General features: G+C 44.6%; 26 protein-coding genes. 3 read left to right on the forward strand and 23 right to left on the reverse strand.

Going from position 1 to position 19,317, the window contains the following annotated elements:
* Positions 1-75: 75 nt before the first annotated feature.
* The 23 genes from B5E53_RS07220 to B5E53_RS07325 all read right to left on the reverse strand — a co-directional run bounded on the left by B5E53_RS07220 (position 76) and on the right by B5E53_RS07325 (position 16,587).
* Positions 76-1,113 carry a hypothetical protein gene (locus B5E53_RS07220; protein WP_087313589.1) on the reverse strand — a complete coding sequence of 346 codons (1,038 nt, stop codon included), beginning with the start codon at positions 1,111-1,113 and terminating at the stop codon, positions 76-78.
* Positions 1,114-1,117: 4 nt separating this feature from the next.
* A complete protein-coding gene (locus B5E53_RS07225) occupies positions 1,118-2,692 on the reverse strand; it encodes a phage portal protein (RefSeq protein WP_087313591.1) in 1,575 nt (524 codons plus the stop codon).
* Positions 2,693-2,698: 6 nt separating this feature from the next.
* Positions 2,699-4,111, reverse strand: coding sequence for a hypothetical protein (locus B5E53_RS07230; RefSeq protein WP_087313593.1), 1,413 nt, complete (start codon positions 4,109-4,111; stop codon positions 2,699-2,701).
* Positions 4,098-4,514, reverse strand: a complete 417-nt coding sequence (locus B5E53_RS07235; protein ID WP_140401456.1) for a hypothetical protein — start codon at positions 4,512-4,514, stop codon at positions 4,098-4,100. The genes B5E53_RS07230 and B5E53_RS07235 overlap by 14 nt, the downstream gene beginning before the upstream one ends.
* 37 nt (positions 4,515-4,551) lie before the next feature.
* The gene (locus B5E53_RS07240) at positions 4,552-5,511 is read right to left on the reverse strand and encodes a radical SAM protein (RefSeq protein WP_162611832.1); all 960 of its coding nucleotides are present in this window, start codon (positions 5,509-5,511) and stop codon (positions 4,552-4,554) included.
* 4 nt (positions 5,512-5,515) lie between these two features.
* A complete protein-coding gene (locus tag B5E53_RS07245; RefSeq protein WP_242963565.1) occupies positions 5,516-6,370 on the reverse strand; it encodes a hypothetical protein in 855 nt (284 codons plus the stop codon).
* On the reverse strand, positions 6,363-7,115 hold the full coding sequence (locus B5E53_RS07250; RefSeq protein ID WP_087313598.1) for a ParB N-terminal domain-containing protein: 753 nt from the start codon (positions 7,113-7,115) through the stop codon (positions 6,363-6,365). Before B5E53_RS07250 ends, B5E53_RS07245 begins: the two co-directional genes overlap by 8 nt.
* A 313-nt stretch (positions 7,116-7,428) precedes the next feature.
* A complete protein-coding gene (locus B5E53_RS07255; protein ID WP_087313600.1) occupies positions 7,429-7,905 on the reverse strand; it encodes a hypothetical protein in 477 nt (158 codons plus the stop codon).
* A 117-nt stretch (positions 7,906-8,022) separates the two neighbouring features.
* A complete protein-coding gene (locus B5E53_RS07260) occupies positions 8,023-8,376 on the reverse strand; it encodes a hypothetical protein (RefSeq protein ID WP_242963566.1) in 354 nt (117 codons plus the stop codon).
* Positions 8,364-8,639 (reverse strand): hypothetical protein, encoded by a 276-nt coding sequence (locus B5E53_RS07265; RefSeq protein WP_087313601.1) that lies wholly within the window; start codon positions 8,637-8,639, stop codon positions 8,364-8,366. Before B5E53_RS07265 ends, B5E53_RS07260 begins: the two co-directional genes overlap by 13 nt.
* 68 nt (positions 8,640-8,707) lie before the next feature.
* Positions 8,708-9,217 carry a hypothetical protein gene (locus B5E53_RS07270; RefSeq protein WP_087313603.1) on the reverse strand — a complete coding sequence of 170 codons (510 nt, stop codon included), beginning with the start codon at positions 9,215-9,217 and terminating at the stop codon, positions 8,708-8,710.
* A gap of 15 nt (positions 9,218-9,232) precedes the next feature.
* On the reverse strand, positions 9,233-9,622 hold the full coding sequence (locus tag B5E53_RS07275; RefSeq protein WP_343215608.1) for a RusA family crossover junction endodeoxyribonuclease: 390 nt from the start codon (positions 9,620-9,622) through the stop codon (positions 9,233-9,235).
* The gene (locus B5E53_RS07280) at positions 9,594-9,887 is read right to left on the reverse strand and encodes a hypothetical protein (RefSeq protein WP_087313607.1); all 294 of its coding nucleotides are present in this window, start codon (positions 9,885-9,887) and stop codon (positions 9,594-9,596) included. Before B5E53_RS07280 ends, B5E53_RS07275 begins: the two co-directional genes overlap by 29 nt.
* 9 nt (positions 9,888-9,896) lie before the next feature.
* On the reverse strand, positions 9,897-10,304 hold the full coding sequence (locus tag B5E53_RS07285) for a helix-turn-helix transcriptional regulator (RefSeq protein ID WP_087313609.1): 408 nt from the start codon (positions 10,302-10,304) through the stop codon (positions 9,897-9,899).
* 5 nt (positions 10,305-10,309) lie between these two features.
* The gene (locus tag B5E53_RS07290) at positions 10,310-11,176 is read right to left on the reverse strand and encodes an ATP-binding protein (protein WP_087313611.1); all 867 of its coding nucleotides are present in this window, start codon (positions 11,174-11,176) and stop codon (positions 10,310-10,312) included.
* Between the two features lie 18 nt (positions 11,177-11,194).
* Entirely contained in the window at positions 11,195-11,941 is a 747-nt protein-coding gene (locus B5E53_RS19485; RefSeq protein ID WP_204245503.1) for a hypothetical protein, read from the reverse strand.
* Between the two features lie 14 nt (positions 11,942-11,955).
* Positions 11,956-13,515 (reverse strand): ATP-binding protein, encoded by a 1,560-nt coding sequence (locus B5E53_RS07300; protein ID WP_087313613.1) that lies wholly within the window; start codon positions 13,513-13,515, stop codon positions 11,956-11,958.
* A gap of 3 nt (positions 13,516-13,518) precedes the next feature.
* Entirely contained in the window at positions 13,519-14,256 is a 738-nt protein-coding gene (locus B5E53_RS07305; protein ID WP_087313615.1) for a PD-(D/E)XK nuclease-like domain-containing protein, read from the reverse strand.
* A complete protein-coding gene (locus B5E53_RS07310; RefSeq protein WP_087313617.1) occupies positions 14,246-15,130 on the reverse strand; it encodes a hypothetical protein in 885 nt (294 codons plus the stop codon). Before B5E53_RS07310 ends, B5E53_RS07305 begins: the two co-directional genes overlap by 11 nt.
* Positions 15,131-15,160: 30 nt before the next feature.
* Positions 15,161-15,385 (reverse strand): hypothetical protein, encoded by a 225-nt coding sequence (locus tag B5E53_RS07315; RefSeq protein ID WP_087313619.1) that lies wholly within the window; start codon positions 15,383-15,385, stop codon positions 15,161-15,163.
* Between the two features lie 300 nt (positions 15,386-15,685).
* Positions 15,686-15,838, reverse strand: coding sequence for a hypothetical protein (locus tag B5E53_RS19490; protein WP_204245504.1), 153 nt, complete (start codon positions 15,836-15,838; stop codon positions 15,686-15,688).
* Between the two features lie 12 nt (positions 15,839-15,850).
* The gene (locus B5E53_RS07320; protein ID WP_087313621.1) at positions 15,851-16,342 is read right to left on the reverse strand and encodes a helix-turn-helix transcriptional regulator; all 492 of its coding nucleotides are present in this window, start codon (positions 16,340-16,342) and stop codon (positions 15,851-15,853) included.
* Between the two features lie 38 nt (positions 16,343-16,380).
* Positions 16,381-16,587 (reverse strand): helix-turn-helix transcriptional regulator, encoded by a 207-nt coding sequence (locus tag B5E53_RS07325; RefSeq protein ID WP_087313623.1) that lies wholly within the window; start codon positions 16,585-16,587, stop codon positions 16,381-16,383.
* Between the two features lie 179 nt (positions 16,588-16,766).
* Here B5E53_RS07325 and B5E53_RS07330 point away from each other — a divergent pair, with 179 nt between their 5' ends.
* From B5E53_RS07330 to B5E53_RS07335, 3 genes are read left to right on the forward strand one after another with little or no spacing between them, the layout of a single operon-like run.
* Positions 16,767-17,120, forward strand: a complete 354-nt coding sequence (locus B5E53_RS07330) for a hypothetical protein (protein ID WP_087313625.1) — start codon at positions 16,767-16,769, stop codon at positions 17,118-17,120.
* 54 nt (positions 17,121-17,174) lie between these two features.
* Positions 17,175-17,339, forward strand: coding sequence for a hypothetical protein (locus B5E53_RS19165; RefSeq protein ID WP_162611834.1), 165 nt, complete (start codon positions 17,175-17,177; stop codon positions 17,337-17,339).
* 47 nt (positions 17,340-17,386) lie between these two features.
* Positions 17,387-19,114, forward strand: coding sequence for a recombinase family protein (locus B5E53_RS07335; protein WP_204245505.1), 1,728 nt, complete (start codon positions 17,387-17,389; stop codon positions 19,112-19,114).
* The last annotated feature ends 203 nt before the right edge of the window (positions 19,115-19,317 follow it).

Here is a 19,317-nt window from a genome sequence, read left to right on the forward strand (position 1 = left end):
TCCTTCCGTGTCATTTTTTACATTTTCAGGCAAATAAAAAACACGGCGCTCGTGTGCCGTGCTGTTTCATATATCTCATGCAATCTCTCCCTTTCTGTATGCTTCATAATAGGAATTGTATACTTCCCAAGTCACGCTTGGGTCATCCCTCGGTTCCTCGATTCCGTTATCCTCTTTGAATTTCTGTTCCCATGCATCATATTCCGCATTAACCTCATCCATATACTGTTTCCGGAGATCTGCCATCTCATCCTTGCTCATTCCCATAGCGTTCTCATTCGCTATGGTCTCCATAAGACAGTGGCAATTCACGGTTTCAGACGCTGGAAGGCTCGTGTCTCTTGGACACAGTACAAGATACGTTCCTCCATCCTTCCCGGTCAGTTCAAAAAACTCGCGCTTATATACCTCCTGCCCATCCATCGCAATATGATTTTCTCTTGGGTGTGCAGATGATGTATGAATCCATCTTTTTTTATACGCCAACGGATTCTGCACCATGTTTTCCTGCTGTGCATAGCTTTCTACTCTTAACATTTCCGTAAGAGCCACCCTCCGGCTCCGGTACCCATGATTACGGATGCCGCTGTTTCCGATTTCCTCCGCCAGTTTATCCACGGACCATTGTTTTTCCTGTGCTTTCAGCAGCAACCGTTCCATAGTGTCCTTTGTGTTCAGGTTCATAATCCGTGCCAGTTCCCCGGACCATCCTTCAATGAACGCCTCGGCAGGTCTGGTAACTGCTTCATCCATTCCGGCGAGCACCGGATTCTCTGCGAGCATCCAATCATACGTGAATCCCTTCATCATCTCATCAAATTGCTCCCGGAATATCTGATACAGGGCATCCCTCAGATTATCCGCATTTTTAATCCCAGGCCATACATCTGTTATGAATCCGGGTACTTCCGTGGCTTCCTGCACTCTCTCCAAAAATTCAAGAGAATCCGTTTCAAGCGCCCCGTCCACAGCGTCCTCCAAAAGAGATGTCAGTTCCACGGCTCTTTTTGCTCCCGGATAGCCTTCTTCCGTCAGTGTTTTTTCCAGTTCGTCATCTGCCTTTGCGATATATCTGTCGATGGCGTCCACGAGCGGATTTACATTGATTTCCATACCATCACCCCGCCTGCTTTTTAATATCCATCAGTACTTTGCGGACTTCTTTCATCACTGCCACAATTTCATCCGGCTCTCGATTCTCTTGCGCCTTCGCAATCTGCCCGGATAACTGCTGTACCACATCGGAATAATTGATATTGGTACCATTATTTTTGAGAACTGCCATCGGAATTTCTCCCCATTCTTCCTGGAAATCTTCCGATGGCTTTCCAGTCATTTCACAAATCAGTTCGTGTGCAAAATTCGGTGTTACTCCACCTGCGTTGTTTGCCGCCGTGAGCATCCGGTACAAATCATCCGGGTTGGAAATATCAGGAGCCATGAAATAAACTTCCACATACTTGAACTGGTAACAATTCAAAAGCCTATTATTAATCGCCCACGCCAGAGATTTCCTTTCCGGCTGGAAAACCTGTTCTTCGGTCACTTCCTGCGCCGTCTGTGCCGTTGCCCGGTTAAAATCCGTGGTGTATCCCACATACAAATCCGGCAACTGGAAAGCGGACTGCACCCGCTTACGGTTGTTCTCAAGATAATCCTGAAACAGCTCATCCTTCTGCAAAATACTGGCAAGGTCTTTCACTTCGATTTCCGGCTTTTTCTCATCCTCAAAATCAGAACGTCCGTCCACGCTCTCTGCCTCAAGCACCAGGAAAGAGTGCTGTCCGGCTTCTCCCTTAATGCCGTTCATGTACTCCTGCAATTTGGTAAAGCTCTCATCCGTGAGCGTGCCGCCCTTTACCATAATCATCAAAGGCGTATGCCTGCCGTTCTTGAAATAATTATTATTCAAGTTCTCTGCCGCCCGGGAACCGTCCACTCCAAGAATCTGACCTATCCAACGTACCTCGCCGTATGGTTCAGTTCCTATGGTGAACTCCATAATCTCATTGGCCTGATGCCACCTTTCCAGCGCTTCGCCGTCCTTTATGTATTCACCGTTCCTGTTATCCATAACCCTCGGATCGCCGAACTCTTTAAAATACACAATATCAGCGCCTATCTGCTGTCTGTATTTCCTGTATTTCTTTCTGCGGGGAGTTTCTTTCCCGTGGTGGTAATACGGAGTCTCAATATACGGAGGTAACGGCCGAGTCTTCCGGATGGTAGGCGTCTCCCGGATAAATTCTATTTGAGAAACCTCCCCCGCAAGATTCCGCATCACTTCTATGTAGGCAATACCGTATGTCTCCCTTGCCTCAATCACATCCTCAAACACTTCTTTTGTGTCCTGCTCTGTATTCAGAAGCTCGATAATCTCTTCTGCCTTTTTGTATTCAGCCGCCATTTCTGGCGTTTCCTCGTTGTCCACGCAATACCGCACGCCAATTCCAAATCCAGCTATATTGTTCTTGTAAGCACGGATGCACTGCGGAAGAATAGAACTTCCGTTCACAAGCTGTTTAAGTCCCATAAGCTCCACCGGCGGCTCTATCCAATCTCCGGCGTTAAAGGCCGCCTCGGTGGTTACCTGGGTAGAGGCATCCGCTTTCTTGATATTGTGCCCGGCTGGGTTGTGCTCCTTAATCACGGTTGCTCTCACCCTTCCGCCTTTTCTATTTGCTTTTGCCATCCCTGATTATCCCTCTTTCTTTTTCTTTGCCTTCGGTCTTTTTACAGGCATACATACGAGTAAAACGCAATCTGCCTCATCCGGTGACGGAACGCCCCTCGCCTTCATCACTTTTTTACTCTCAACTCTGATTTTCCCGTTTTCTGTCATGCCGTATTTCCTGCCGGACAACTGCGCTACCAGCGCATCATCGTCGGGAAGTATAATCTCAACATCTTTCGGTTTTCCATCATCGTCATACGGCTGCAACAACTTTTTCAAATTCGCCATCATATATGTTGTGCTGTCATCATAAAATTTGTGCCTTATCTTCTGTCCAAATTTTACCGGATAAATCTCCATCCACCACAGACGGTCAGGATTATTCCTCTTCATCTGCCTGAGACGATCCACAACTCCGCCTCCCACGCCCCCATCGTCAATCTTTATGGGAATGGGCAGATCCCTGTTTTTCTTCAATCCGTATTGGCTTACGAGAAGTGTTCCAAGAAGCACAATATCATCTGCTGTTTTCATGGTATCCTGGCCAACACGCTTTTTAAAAAATTGCACTTTCTCATCTGTTCGGAATCCGATTACTGTCTTATCTGTTCCAAATCGTGCAACGTCACATCCTATGTGAATATTATCTGGTATCTTTCTCGGATAATATTCTGTCTGGATGCTTTTCTCCACCAGCGGTAACGGTATGAATATATCATCTTCTGCCAGGGGAAAATCTCCGGCCACACGGACTCGGAACACGTCGCTGTCCTCGCCATACATATTGACGATGGTCTGCACAAACTCATCGGACACCCGGCTGCTTTCCCTGCCGTCCACATGAAATGTTTTATACTGCTGCCGAAGCTTATTATGGCTGTCATAAAAAAATCCCGACAACTGCGTCGGGTTTCCGCACATCAAAAGCCTTGCCCCTGGTGTTGACAGTGCACCAAGAACAGGTTCAAATATTTTGTCATCTACACCGCTTGCCTCATCTATGATATAAAGCATATGTTCCGCATGGAATCCCTGCAATGCATCCGGTGTACCGGCTGTACGTGCCACGGCGAACCATTCTTCCGAATGTCCCTTCATATACAGCTTTTCTTTTGTCCAAATCAATTCATTATCCAGAACTTTATTGTTGCGCTTCCATTTGCTAATTTCGGCCCACAGGATGTCGTATAACTGATGTTGTGTTGGCGCTGTGCAAGGTATCTTCGGATACGGATGTGTAACAAGGAACCATATAACCGCCCACGCCTCAACTGTGCTCTTACCGATACCGTGGCCGGAACGAACACTGGTCATGGGGTTCACAACAAGGCTATTTAATATCTCCGCCTGCTTATCATCCGGTGTGGCTCTGATAATGTCTTGCACAAACTCCACGGGATGGACAGCGTAATATCTTATTGCCTCACTGCTCAGCATCTTCGCTCTCCTCCATCCTGTTTCTGTATGCTTCTTCAATTGCATCGGCAAGCGACGAACCTTCCTCTTCCATCAGCATAGGGTTTTCACCGACCGTATCCCGCAGGAAAGTCGCCGCCTTTGTATTCCCTTTCATGGCCTGATTCAGCACTGCCACCATAACCGCAGACTGGTATGTGAAGTCCTCCTCGGATATTCCCATCATTTTCAGTTTCGCTTTCAGTTCCTTCGCTGCATCCGGTATCTCCATGTCCAGGAGCATCCTTGCTGTCTCCTTCATAGTCTTTTTTCTTCTCCTGGCCTCACCTGATGCAATACCTCCCCGCCTGGCTATCTCCACCTGTTGCTCTCCTGTTCGGAACCGATACGGCGCCCCTTTTTTCAGGTTTTCCTCATTCGCCAACTTCACCACCTCTCTGTCCTGCTATCTCTCCATGCACTCAGATAAAAAACGCATCCTTTCTCTCCTTTTCCATCTGTGCAACAAACATATTCGGCGCTGTCATTCTGCACGGGATGTCGCACTGCCCCATATCTGTATACGCCGCTCTCTTCTTTTCCAGAATATCTTCATCCATCACATGGCCCACAATCTGGTACGGTTTATGACAGCAGTACATCACTTCCCCGTGTTCATTCACGGCGATCTGCGCCCACTGTGCCGTGCATCTATCTTCCTGCCGGTCCAGCATTTCCCATTTAAAATTAAGAGTTACTCTCTCATCTTCCTGTTTCAGCTTCTTTATTGCCTCGATACTCTGGTTTATATCTTTCTCAGCATACTCGTGATTATAAAAATCTCCTGCGGTAGACTCTGCAGGACGGAAGGATATGTAATCCACGGGAAGGTCTCTATTCGCATCATAAAAACGGTAAACCTCTTCATGGTCCTGCACGACAATCTGAATCCCCAGTGATGTTTCAGGGCTGTTTATCCTCTTCCATGACGCATAGCGTGCTATATTATCCCTTACCTTTTCATAAGCTCTCACGCCTCTGCGCTTTTCATAGCTTTCCTCATCCCATCCATCGAGGGAGACTTTCAGATAATCCGGCTTTATATATACCAATCTGTTAAAGTTCGTGTTTATTCCGTAATGGATTCCCTTCCCTTCCATCCATGCTGTAATCTTCATAATATCCGGATTGATGGTAGGCTCTCCCCCTCCAGTCAGAATAAATCCCTCTACGCCCAGGCTCAGCAGTCTTTCCGCATAGGTGATAAATTCCTCATACTTCATCGAATATGCCTGTGCATCCAGCTCCCAGCGTCCATAGGTACAATACGGACATTTGTTATTACAGTAATTCGTGAGGAAAATATCTGCCGTGATCGGTCTCTGGTCGTTCAGCACTCTTCCAATATGGCTGAACATCTTATCCCCTGCTATATTTTCCATCCTCTCAGACCACCTTCCTGTATTTCTCATTCAGTATTTTCGGAACACAGCACTCCCAATCTATCCGGTGGTGAATCCTTTTGTGCTTGCTGTACATCATCCCCACCTTTATGCAGCTAGGCATCGCCATCACGGAATAGAATGTTTTCACGTATGTTCCTGTTTCCAGATACGCCTCTGTCATTCCTCCATCCAAAGATTGAGTAGGCAACTGAATAATGCACATATCGCATAATGTGAAGAATAACCTTCCCCTACTTCCCAATGTGGTATAGGTCGTAACATCTTCATTCATCGTGCCTCTGAAATCAATCGGCCTGTCCGTCCTGCAAAACAGGCTGTTCATTGCTTTCCTGAGGAGCCTTTTCTTAAAGTTTCCTCCATCCAGACCGCCGACGAAATCTCCTCCCTGTGCAAATGCCACGGTTGCCGCTCCGGACACATCCAAGAATTTCAGCATATCCTCAAATATTCTGTCCAGGTTCCTTGCAGGCTTCGCCGCAAGTTTCTTCCCCTCTGCATACCGGAAATCTATCTCTTTATAATCATCATCCATCATCAAGAAATAGGTCAGCCCAAGATCCTTTGCGATCCGGAAAGACTCATTTCTCGCATAGATAATGGCTCGGTGATTATTGAAATTATCCATCGTGTCTGCCCGGTCGTATGCTTCCTGCTTATTAAACATGATCACATGATCTTTCCCGAAATTCTCCAGGTACTTTTCTGTATCACTGTCCTCATTGTCTATGATCATGTACCATCTTCCGGTGTAGCCGCCTCTCTGTAAGGCTCTCATCGTCACCACATTGTCCGCACGGCCATGAGTTAATATGAATACTGCAAAATCATTACGCATCTTCCTCGCCCTCCATAACATCCAGGACATCGGAGAACAGGGCTGCGTACCCATTCGCAATCGCATTGTCCATATCAATAATGACGAGAGCTGATTTCTCCATCAGTCTCTGCATCTCCTGTGTGGCGTGTGCATAATACTCTGCGATATTCCGGTAATTAAACACGTTATGCCTCCGGGCAGCCTGAATCAGAAATCTTCTTTCCTCTTCCGTGATCCCTTCCGCCTTCTCAATCTCAGAAATCAACTGTTTCGACTTCTCTTCATCGAGCATTTCATCTATGGTAGGCTGCTCCCCTGTGATCTCGTACTGTGGTATGTTGGTGTTGAAGGTATACTTATCATCCGTGATCTCATCTGCGAAATCACTTTCCTCCCCATCAAATCCGAACAGCGACATATCAATGCTCATGATCTGAGCCAACTCCTGCTCTAACTTTTCCTCATCCCACGTAGCAATCTCGGCAGATTTATTGTCTGCCAGACGGAACGCCCGAATCTGCTCTTCGTTCAGATCATCGGCAACAATACACGGCACTTCTTTCATGCCCAGTTTCTTTGCCGCCTTTATTCTCGTATGCCCTGCCACTACTACATTATCGCCTGAGATCACAATAGGGATTTTGAAACCAAATTCCTGTATGCTCTCCGCTACCGCATCCACAGCCTCATCATTATTCCGTGGATTGTTTTCATACGGTAAGATCTCTTCGATCTTCTTATAAACCATTTTCAATTCGCCCATGCCACCAGCTCCTTTCCCCATTCACGACAAAAAATAAAGGACTGCACTCTCCGTACAATCCTTATCATTTTCCATATTCGTTTTATGCTGTTTCTTCTTTCAATGCCCCGCCCTGTCGGGCAGGGCTGAATGAGAAAGAATCGGCACAACACAGCCGACAACAGGTTTCCACAAGGGCATGTTTTGTTTCTTCCTGTTGCAGTTTACACTATATCACCCTTCCCCAGTGTCATTCCAGTGATATTTTATGTCATTTAGTGTCATTTTGCGAACTTTTGCGAACTTTCCATGAACAAAGGTGTCATTTGGTGAACTAATGTGAACTGCACGAAACTGCCGCACTCTTTCCTGCATCCATTTCTGCAAGCATCTCCCCATGGATCTCCTGGAACTCCAACAGTGCATAACCGTGCATCTTCAAGATATGCCTCACAGTATACTTTACATCAAAAGCACTCTCCGCTATTTTCTCCCACGACATAAAGTGTATGTATCTGCAATTCAGCACGGTCATATACTTATCTGTTTTCAGCTCATTTATTTCCATAGACACTTTCAGTTGAAAGCGCATGAGATCCGTAATCTGGCTGTCAATTTCCCTCTCCATTTCATCAATCCGTCCATATAACGTTCCGAATTTATCATTATTCCTACTGCTCTGTACCCGTTCCCCCTCTCTAGCCCCTCCCAGGGAATAAAGCATATTTACAATTCCCTCTCTGTCCCTGCGAAGATTCCTTATCCTCGCCTCTCTGCTTTTTACCTGGCCTAAATATTCTTTCGCATCCATTAAAACAGCCCCTCCTAAACAATCATTTGACAAAAATCTCTGTCCCGCTTATAATAGGGATACTCGTCATCGTGTGAGCCTTTGTCTGATGTGATTATTCAGCAGGGGCTTACTTTTTTATATTACTTTTCCTCCGTGCATAAACGTCCGGTTCCGATTGAAATTGTTCTTTTCTTCAAGGCATCTTTCAATGTCAATACCCTCGTGACCACAGTAATCTAAAATCCGCAGAATTACATCTGCCAATTCAAAGGGAATGCCCTGTGGCGCCCCATTTATTACATACGTTTCATTTGCTCCTTTTCCTTTTCTGTATTCCTCTAATGCCTCTGATAATTCAGAGTGACATAAAGCAATTACCTCCGGAAAGGAAGGAGGTTTTATCCACCACCCATGTTCCACTGCTATCTGATGGACGTCTTCAGCAAAATCATTTAATCTCATTCTCTTTTTTTCTTTCAATTCGCACATTTCTTCTTTTTCCTCCTAAACGCCTGTGAAAATTCACATGTGGCAAAATGTGAAATGAATCCAAATCCATCGGCAAGCTCCGGACCATTTACAATCGTTCCGACCACTACCTGTCCATTTGGAAGAACAATTCTGTCTTTTCCTTCTAGTTCTTCTTTGTAATATATAAAACCAGAATCACACGGCATACTCTTTCCTGCCGTGGTGCGGATAAACCTGATTTCTTTTCCGCATTTTTTACATCTTGTATTTCCTCTATTCATTCTATAAAACCTCCTGTGCGGCTCCCGTATTGCCTCGTGCGCCGTCTTTTTTCTTCTTCCGGCACTTCTTATTCTCTTTCTTCATCATCCTCTTCTGAATCGAAATAATCTCTTGAAGTATGTCCTTTATCCTCAAGCATCATATTGTTGACGGCGATTCCCTCCGGGGTGTTCTTGATTTCCTCTGCCTCGCAATCTACAACGTCTTGAAAATCAGGGTCAAAAATACTTCTCTGCCGGCCGACAGAAACATATTTCAATACATATCTCTGTAAATCCTCATCAAACACGAGTTCCATCTCCGTGTTATTTTTTCCATCGAAACTATCTTTCACTGGAACTGTTGTTGTTATCTTGTGCTTTAATATTGGTTTTTCTATTTTTCGTGCAATGCCATTTTCTCCAGGTATGTAATCTTCTACCATTTCAACATCTACTTTCAGGCTGATGCTTCCTTCATCGGAATTATTCTGCTGCATCTTTTGGAACAATCTTTGCAAGAGCGTATCAAAATCATCTCTGACCTTTGCAAACGTATCACTGTCCATTGTAATTTCTTTCCAGTTTTGAATCTGCATCTCCATTTCCTCCTCTTAATTCATGGTTTTTATCGTAATCTCTGTGCGTGGGAACTTCGGATCGTACAGCACTCGGCTCCCATCATGGGAAGTTATGATTTTACTGTTATCATCCTCCAGGATTCCATACTTTACCAGCACATCGTCCACAGCTTCCAGAAGATTTGTCAGGTCAACTTTTCTCCGCGTCTTCATATAAAACAGGCATGTCACTTCACACTGCTCTGCTATCGGTGGCTCCACCCTCGTCAGATAATACCTGCAGTCCTTCTCATACTGCACATATCTCTTGCTTGGCATAATTTTGCTATAACTCCCGCATCTCACAATCCTCTGTGAATTTTTTTTCGTTACTGGCTGTAACGGAATAGTAATTTTAAGCTCCATCCCCCTGCACCCTTTCATATTCCTTTCTGAATTCTTTTTCTTTGCATATCCTTATTTCTCCGGACGGCTCCAGGATAATATAATCTCCGATTTTTGCTTTCATCTTTCCAGGCTTTGCATAGACAGTGCATCCATAAACATGTATTGCTCCATCCCTGACACACCTATCAATGAATATATTTTCTCTGTCCACTTCTTTCATGAACCATTCCGGAGCCATTATCTCCGCATCAGCATCAAACCGGAATGCCTCAACGACTGCCGGCTTTCTTTGATATTTCATAGTTCCCCCTTATTTGGAGGTGTCCGCATTCCCTTCTTTATCCGTTGCGTGGACATAATAAGCAACAGTTTTTCCGGTTGGCGTAACCTTCTTTTTGTGCTGCCCTACATCGTACCCATTCACGGCAAGAATTGTCATGACCTGTTTCCGGTCCTCCAAATTGTAAATACGGAGTTCCGCATCCCATCCGGTATTTTCTTCCTTCGCTACCGGTCCCGTAATCAATTCCTCCGGGCGGATTTTTGCCGCCTCTGCAATTTTAAAAAGAACATCAATCGCAATACTGGTCTTTGCTGTTTCATACGCTCCGATTTGGCTCTCGCTCTTTCCTATCAGTGCCCCAAGCTCTTTCTGCGAAAGCCCCATCGCAGTTCGTACTCTCCGTATCTCTTGCCCTACTTTCTGTGTCGCTCTCATCTTTCTCACTCCTCTACTTCAAAATAATGTTCCAGCCGCTTCTGCCGCTGTGCTGCCCTCATAATCCGGAAAGAGTTTCCAGATATCTCCACAGGAATGCATGTTTCAAATATCCTGTCGTAAATCCTACGGTACCTGATATCAGGATTTCTCATCATTTCATCAAAAGAGAGATTTGTGGTTAATATCATCGGTTTATCTGCCCGCGCTCTTCCATCAATCACGTTATACACTTTTTCCAAAGCATAGTCCGTGTTCCTTTCTGCTCCCAGATCATCAATAATAAGTAGGCTGCACCCGTTCAGGATATTAATATATTCTGCCTCATCCTCGCATCCCTGTATGTCCTGCAATATTTTTACGAATGATGTCATGATTACAGAAACTTTTTCATCAATCAAGGCGTTGGCAATACAGGCTGCCGTGTAACTTTTTCCGGTCCCTACTTTCCCATAAAAAACCAGACCAATATTTTTCTCTCCGGTTTTCGGATGGCCGTCATTTACCATCGTCCGGAAATCCCTGACATACGCTTTTGCAATCTGGAATGCCTTTCTGTTCTCGTTCCTTACCACATATGAGGAAAAACTGGCTTTTTGATATTTATTATCCATCATGGAAGCATCCTTCAATCTTTGTATCCTCCGTATCTCCTCTTCATGTTCCTGCCGTCTTTTTTTCTCTTCAAGCACACTAAATTCGCAATCGCACAGGCACCATACGGTTTTATGGAATAATTCTGTGTCTATTCTTTTCTGCTTAGGCTTTCCACATTTTCCGCAATGCCAGATCCCCTTTTCGTCCTGATAATCTCCATTTTGTATATTTACACCAAGCTTTGGGCCGCTCGGCAAAAACTGTGTCGCATCCATATCGCACCTCCTTAAAATTTACAAATATTGCTCAAAATCAGCCGTTCCATTTTCTGCTGGTGCAGATGCATTGGGAATCTCTTTTGGCATATAATCTAAAAATGGAGTTGCATCTCCCAAAAACGTTTTGGCATGTTTGATAAATTTCAATGGCGTATGTTCTCTCTCACACTCCGTCCTGTAATTACGCGCCGCCAGCAGCAATTCTTCCGGAGAAAATCCATCATTGATACGGGCCTGATATTTTTTATATCCCTGTCCTTTATCAGCCTTCTTTGGATATTCGGCCCAAAATTCCTCAAATTCTGTGGGATAGTTGTTTCTCCTTTTCCCTGTCTCCTCCCCTTTCTTCTTATCCGGAAGAGCGGGTGTTGGTGGACTCTGTGCTTCAATAATTTTTTTATCATCCAGCGGCACTCCATGAGTCCTGGAATACGATTTATTTTCCTTGAGAAGAAGCTGGCTTTTCTCATCTGTATATTGCGTCTCATGATAACGGTTCTGTGAAATACAGTTGTGCATCCTCCAGTGTTTTATTACGATCACTCCATCTTCAAAGGTTAGAACAAACCGTTTCAAAATCAGCATTTTTAAATCGTCATCGTGACACCCGACTGTTCTCATTATCCTCTTCGGGTTCCCTATGAATCCATCATCATCAGCCCGCATATTCAGATGGAAATATAACGCCTGTGTTGACAGCGGCATATCAAGGAAAGCATCACTATCCACAATTTTCATGGTAAACATCCGTTTCTGTGCCATCTCTTCCGCCTCCATCATCCCGTGATATACCTTGTCGTGGCCTTCGCAAAATCAAGAAATTTCTCATCTCTCCATCTATCCCAAAAAGCGATTGTCCTGGACTGTGGCCTCTCCTTTGCCAGCCCAACATGAATCTTCATCGGAATCGGTACGGCGTCACCTATCACGAATACATCCCCAGGCTGAAACATCGCAGTTTCATCGATCACGCTTTCACTCCCATCTGGCATCATTCCTTTAATCATAGCCTTGTCGTTCTCGTTGTTCATTTTCCCCACAATGAAATTCGCACACTGAGCCATAATGGTTTTATTCAGTCCTGACGGCCTCTGGCTTGCTACAAAAAGCGTGGTACCAAATTTCCTGCCCTCCTTCGCAATATCCTCGAATATTTCCACCATGCGCCGCTGTGATGCGGAAAGCTGGAAATCGTTTGGAATATATACATGGGCCTCATCGCACACCAGTGTAACTGGATGGACCTCTGAAACAGGATATGTACGCTGTATCTCATACACCAGCTTCGTAATCACCCCGATGATTGGGATTGCCACATCGTGCGGGATTTCTGACAGGTCGATATTCTTCACGGGAACATCATTGTTCATAATCTCTGCTACAAAATCATAGAGATATTTCTGCGGCATATCCTCAAAGAGAAACCTGTACTTGCTATCTGCCATCTTATCCACGAGCAGGTTCACCACATTGGTCAGCTTCCCGTTATAATCCCCTTTCGTCACTTTTTCCTGGCCGGCCTTCTCTCCGGATTTATATACCTCCCCCGTGCCTATCATCTGTTCGTCCAGAAACTTCATCAGCTTCACAAACTCCACATAGCTGAAATATATTGGTTTATTTTCCTTCCCGTTCGGACAAACTTTGTAATAGCATTTCCGCAGTGCTGTCATGGCCACGGTCGCTGATTCCTCTTTTATCTTCAGAATATTGGAAATCATATCCGAAAATCCGAACATCCATATTGGGAAAGGCTTCTCCTTCCCAACGGAAATATTTCTGGCATAAGACAGATTCCGGTATTCCCCGTGAATATCAAAGACAATCACATTTGCGCCCGGCAGCTTGCTCACCTGCTCTAAAATCTTTGCCACAGTCTCTGACTTCCCGGCTCCAGTGTTTCCTACCACACAGGAATGCCGTTGAAAAAACTTATTGCCATCTACATATGCAGGAATCCCGTATGCCGTGTAATCACCGATATAGAACCCGTCCATATATTTTTTCAGCATGGATACAAATTCCTCCCGGCCAATCCTGTGCGCCTCCACCCTCATAGTCGGGTATCGGTCAACGGCTTTTTCAAAACTCCCATCCTTTACTGTTCCAATGATGGAACATTCCAACATCTTCACACTTCCACGTTCCATGATATAATCATTATCATCAATTTCAGGCTCATCTTCTGCGTCCGTATCAGTCAGCGCATTCACCATTGTCACCAGTTCCACATCTCCATCCGATACAGATATCAAGTCATTAATCCTCACATCGTCAAACTCTTTATAATCAGACCTGATCTGCACCCTGTCGCTTAAGATTCTTATCAATTTCATGTCCTATGCCTCCAATAATTCATTGTAATTCCGCACCCTTGCTTTTTTGATACTCTTACAGTAATCACACCTTCCACAATGTTCCGGCTCGATGTACCCTTCTTTTATATCCGCATATCTTCCGATGTTTTCTTCCACCTGCCTCAGTGCAAAGTCAAGTGTGGACTGCGGAATCTGCCAAATATCCCGGTCAAGCACCTTTTCTTTTGTCACCACAGCCAGGTAAAACGGAAGCTTTTCTCCAGTGCATATCTCCACGCCTTTCTGATATACAGCCCCTTGGATGTCATATCTCCACTGAGGAAGTCTGTCCATTCTGGCCACTACCTTCAAATCAGTAATAGCCTTTCCGGGATTATAGCTGTCCAGTTTAATTTTCCACGGTACCCCAAACATCTCAAAAGTAAAAATCTTCTGCTTTTCCCCGCTCATTGAATCCATAAACTTCGGGTCCGTTTTTACGATTTCAATGATCTGGTTTGCCCTTTTGAAATCCGCTCTCAGTTCCCGGCGCCTGGTGTATATTCCAGGATTCTCTTTCATGAACTCATCCAGTGTGCCTTCAAAGTAACGGTCCACAAAGCTTCCCACCAAAAGGGCTTTCGTCACCGGCCTCTCATACTCCCCGGAAAGCTCAGCCATTGCCCTTGCCTCGCAACTAATGAATGATTTGTATTGCGACACAGAGAAAAATTCCCTGTTTGCAGCTTCGCTATAATAATTATCCTGGTTAATCTGCATCCGTCACCGCCTCTTTCTCCGTGCCTTTCTTCTCCGTTTCTTTCTTTCCTCCGTCAAACGGATCGCTAATTTCAGTTTCATCTGCCGGGAGGGCAATCTCAAAATAATCCTCACGTTTTGCCATCCCATCCCGCAAGGCAACATATACCTTTTTCAGTCGGACAAAATCATTTTCAGAAAAGGCATCACTCCGGCATCCAAGATATTTTTCAATCATCGGAAGCGTAACAGAAAACTCTTTTTCAAACACTCTGGCCATCGTTCTTACTCTGTCAACAAGCGGCTCCTCATATCCTTCCCGGAGTGTTTTATTGCACTGCTCTACCGCCGCTTCTACAACATCGCCAGGGACAATGCCAAGGATACACGCCCTTACTCTCCTTGCTGCCTGATTTGCCACCATCTCATAAATATCTCTTGGATCTGTCAACGGGTAATCCCCCCTCCTGGTATGACGAATATGTGGAACGCTGAACATTTTTGTTTGCCTTGCGTTGGTTTCCAAATCCCACGCATATGCCATAACCTGACTGACTCCGTTCCTCTGCTCCAGCTCCATGAATCCAAAATCAATATTTCCCCAGTTCTGCGCAATCGCTTCCGCAAGACGGATAGACGGACCGGTAATCTTTTCTCCTCCTCTTGGGTACTCATACATGGAGCTTTCTGCCAGCTTCATTCTCTGACACGCCCTGATGATATTATTAAATGCAACGACCTGATCTCTTGGAAATTTCTTTGCGGCAAGCATCGCAACCTGCACTTCCTGAGCCTGCCGTGCTACCATCATTTCAGTCTGTGATGTTCTTGGCACCTGTACCTTTTCCTGCTCCTGTGGCTGTCTCGTAAAATCTACGTTTGTCACTTCATTCATTGTGTTGTACCTCCTTTTTCTCTGAAATTTTTATATATTCGAGCCTTCCACCGCCATCATTCCTGCCAGATTTATGTATGCTCTGAAAAAATATTCCTTTATCACATCTGGCAGCAGCAGCGGAAGGTAGCTCTCATCTTTCCCTGCAGCTTTTGCTTTCCTTCTGGCGTATTCCAGAAGATCCTCATACTCTCCGTCTTGCAGTTTGTACCCCTCTTTTTCCATGCTCTCCCGTATTTCTCTGTAGTCCTGCACCTTTTCTCCTCCTCATTTTTTTGATATATCCCTCAACCGCAAATACCGCTGGGATAATCAACCATTCACCCCCAAAAGCCATGTATCCCCGCTCTGCATACGCGATTCGTAATGCGATTCCCATTAATACACATCCCACGCATAATGCAATCCAATGCCTTATAATCCATTTTTCCAACATCTTTGTTTTCCTCCCTCGTTTTTCACCTTATCTACCTCATTATGGATATAATCTGGACTGCCAGAAATATCACGGCCGCATCAACGGCATATACCTTTAATGCTCTCACCACATCTTTTTTACGCACTTTTTATTTCCTCCTTTATCTCCGCATTTATGAATATTCCGAAATCAATTTCTGGCATGTGTTCCAGCTCCCTTGTCAAATCCTCATCGGTCTCAATTCCATATTTGTTTTTCAATATTTTTGCCAGTCTTTCTTTCAGTTCCATCCACATCCGCCCCTATCTCTTCTGATATTTCTCTGCAAGTATCCGAAGTTCTGAAATCGCACTCTCCAGTGTTTCCAGTGTTTTTACAATCTTGCTGAACTCTTCCTGCTCATCCGCTGATATTTCCCCGTCTGCCGCAATAGAAAGCAGGTTTTTCTTCATCTCCCTTATATCCTCATCATCCAAGCTGTTCAGGATTTTTACCGTAATGCCCTGTAATCCGCTTTCTTGAACGGCAAGAGGAAAATCCTTTCCTATCGGACATTCGTGTTTGCAGTAATAATTTTTTAATTCCGGCTTCCCGTATAAATCGCTCATCATTACAACACTATCCGGAGGAACATTCTTTGTAACTCCCAACTCATAATTGGCAAGTGTAGATGTGGAAACACCCAGCATCTCTGCGGCCATTTCTCTACTTTTCAGTTTATCGTTATGCTCTGCGGCTTCTTTTCTACAGGCAAGATATACATTTTCAATCCCATTCATATAGTCACACTCCATGTTTTTTTGCCATCCATTGTCATATAATTGAATCAAGGTCAATCATAATCATCATCCGCATCGGATATATTTAAAAAGTCACTGATACGTTTTCGGACTGGAGGGCTTATTACTCTTCCGTTTAACACGGACGATATATATGATCTGTTGTATTCCAGCTCAGCAGAGAGGTCTTTTACAGCAATATCATTTTCTATCATTGCAATTTTTGCCCGCTTACACCAAGGAGACAATTTTTCTGTCATATCTTCTCACTCCTTTCTTTACATATTGGTGATTTTGCTTTAAAATGAAGATTGATTTAATCTTTATTTTCATCTTTAAATCAATCTTTAAAATCATCTTACATTTGTTATATTAACTCATTTTATTGAGTAAGTCAATACATTTACTCAATTTTATGAGTTTATTTTAAGGAGGTATTATGTTTTACGATAACTTCAAATCTGCTTGTGAACGTCATGGAACGAATATAACTGCGGTCCTAAAAGAATTGGGACGCGCAAGCGGAAATACTGGAACCTGGAAAATGGGGCGATATCCAAAATTGGATATCGTCATGGAAATTGCAGAGTATCTCCATATCAGTACAGATGAACTTATCTATGGAATAGGACAGGCTCCATATTCAGAAACTCAAAATAATGAGCTGCCTATTGATAATGAGTGGATTGAGATTATCTCCCACATTCCTGCTGACCGTCAGCAGATGTGCAAAGACTTTCTCCGTACCCATATGGTTGTCCCGGAAAAATATACTGATTCCAAGAAAGCGTAATATCAATGGAATACTTTAATTATTGTCTCAAAAACAGAAATGGAGGGAATGCAGATGTCTGAACGTGTCACCGTCACGCCACAGGAACCCGCCGTCCCAGAGCAGGACGCTTTTATCCTGGAGCTCCAACGGCTCCTTGCCTGTTACCAGCTCGCCACAAAAGAGGACAGACAAATCGTATGGGCGGCACTCAATAAATATGTGCCGCATATCATTTAAGGACAGCCCCGTGCAGGGGCTTTTCTTATATAAGTGAGGAAATTATCATGGCAAGAAAAAACAATCTCAAAATCATCCAGAACGCCTCCACAAAGCAAACAAAGGTTGCAATTTACCTCCGTGTCTCAACCTCTTATCAGGTTGATAAGGATTCTCTTCCTATGCAGAGAAAGGACCTCATAGCATACTGCAATCTCATCCTCGGCACGGATAATTACGAAGTCTTTGAGGACGCTGGATATTCAGGAAAGAATACGGACCGGCCGGCATTTCAAGAAATGATGAAAAGAATACGCAATGGAGAATTTACTCATGTTCTGGTATGGAAAATCGACAGGATTTCAAGGAATCTCATTGACTTCGCAGAAATGTATGAGGAACTCCAATCACTCCGGGTGACCTTCGTAAGCAAAAATGAGCAGTTTGACACCTCAACCGCAATCGGTGAGGCTATGCTCAAAATCATCCTTGTGTTTGCAGAATTGGAACGTAACATGACTTCCGAGCGTGTCACCGCAACCATGATCTCCAGGGCAAACAATGGATTGTGGAACGGCGGGAGAATCCCCTTTGGATATGACTATGATCCGGACAGTATGACGTTCTCCATCCGGGAAGATGAAGCCTCTATATGCCGGATGTTGAAAGACGATTATATCCAGAACAGATCACTTACCGGAACAGCCAGGATGCTCAATACCTCCGGACATCTCACCAGGGCAGGTGCCGAATGGACTCCCACTACTGTTTGGATTATCGCATCCAGTCCCTTCTATGCTGGTATCTACCGATACAACAGATACAAGGGTACCGAAAACAGAACCATAAACCCGGAAGATGAGTGGGTAATGATACCAAACCACCACCCGGCAATCTTCACACTTGAAGAGCATGAAAAGATGCTTTTCATCCTCGAAGAAAACAGCAGACAGAAAAATTCTGTCGGGAAACAATGCAAACGCACAAACATCCACATCTTTTCCGGCATTGTATTCTGTGGGAAATGCGGAAATAAGCTGACGGCCACCCCGGGGAGAAAACATGCTGACGGCTACCGCACTTCCGTATACTCCTGCCCGATGAAGAGGAAATCCAGCGAGTGCGATAACCCGGCGGTCAATGATCTCATCATAGGGGAATTTGTTATCAACTATATCCTGAATATGCTCAATGCGAAGAAAACTTTCTCCAAAATCTACACGCCGGAAGAACTGGAAAGGCACCTTCTCCACGGCAGCACATTCTCTGATATCTCCCATATTGAGCAGGACGGACTGAACGATTTCTTCAACCTCCTGTCCAGATACGGTTCCGATAATTCTTTCGTGTTCTCCATCAAAAAACCGCGAAAGAAACGTGCAGCCGTAAATCCAGAACTCAGCGCGCTCAGAAAGGAGAAAGAAAAACAGGAACGTGCCATGCAGAGGTTGCAAGATTTATATTTATATTCGGATAATGCCATCTCAGAAAAGGATTTTATTTTGAGAAAAGCAGACATCTCCAAACGCCTTGACGATATTAACGCCCAGCTTGGAATGATCACAAGAAATTCAGATTCTATTCTCTCGGATGAAGATTTCATCAAACAGGCAAGCCACCTTCTCATCCAGAAAGAATTACAGAACAAAGAATATATTTATTTCAAAAACCTTGCCGCCAACGTATCACCGGAGATCCTTAAAGCCTACATGGACACGATTCTGGATTCCGTTTATATGGTGGATGGGCAGGTTTCCTCCATCGTTTTCAAGAATGGTCTGACTCATAAATTGTAAACGGTAGATATCTCGTACCTGTACAAATCTGGAGCAAACCTGTATGATAAGGACAGATTTGCTCCAATCTCTATTTCACTTCTCCTTTTCCGGATTTCCGGCAGTTCGCCGGCAGGTTCGGTGACCACGGGAGCAGGTCTTCCAGAAATCCACGGTCCGTGTCATCCAGATGTTTCGGGATCTCTGTGAGAAGATGCTCAAAA

Source organism: Eubacterium sp. An11, from assembly GCF_002161065.1.
In the GTDB taxonomy this organism is placed as follows: Bacteria; Bacillota; Clostridia; order Lachnospirales; family Lachnospiraceae; genus Anaerobutyricum; species Anaerobutyricum faecale.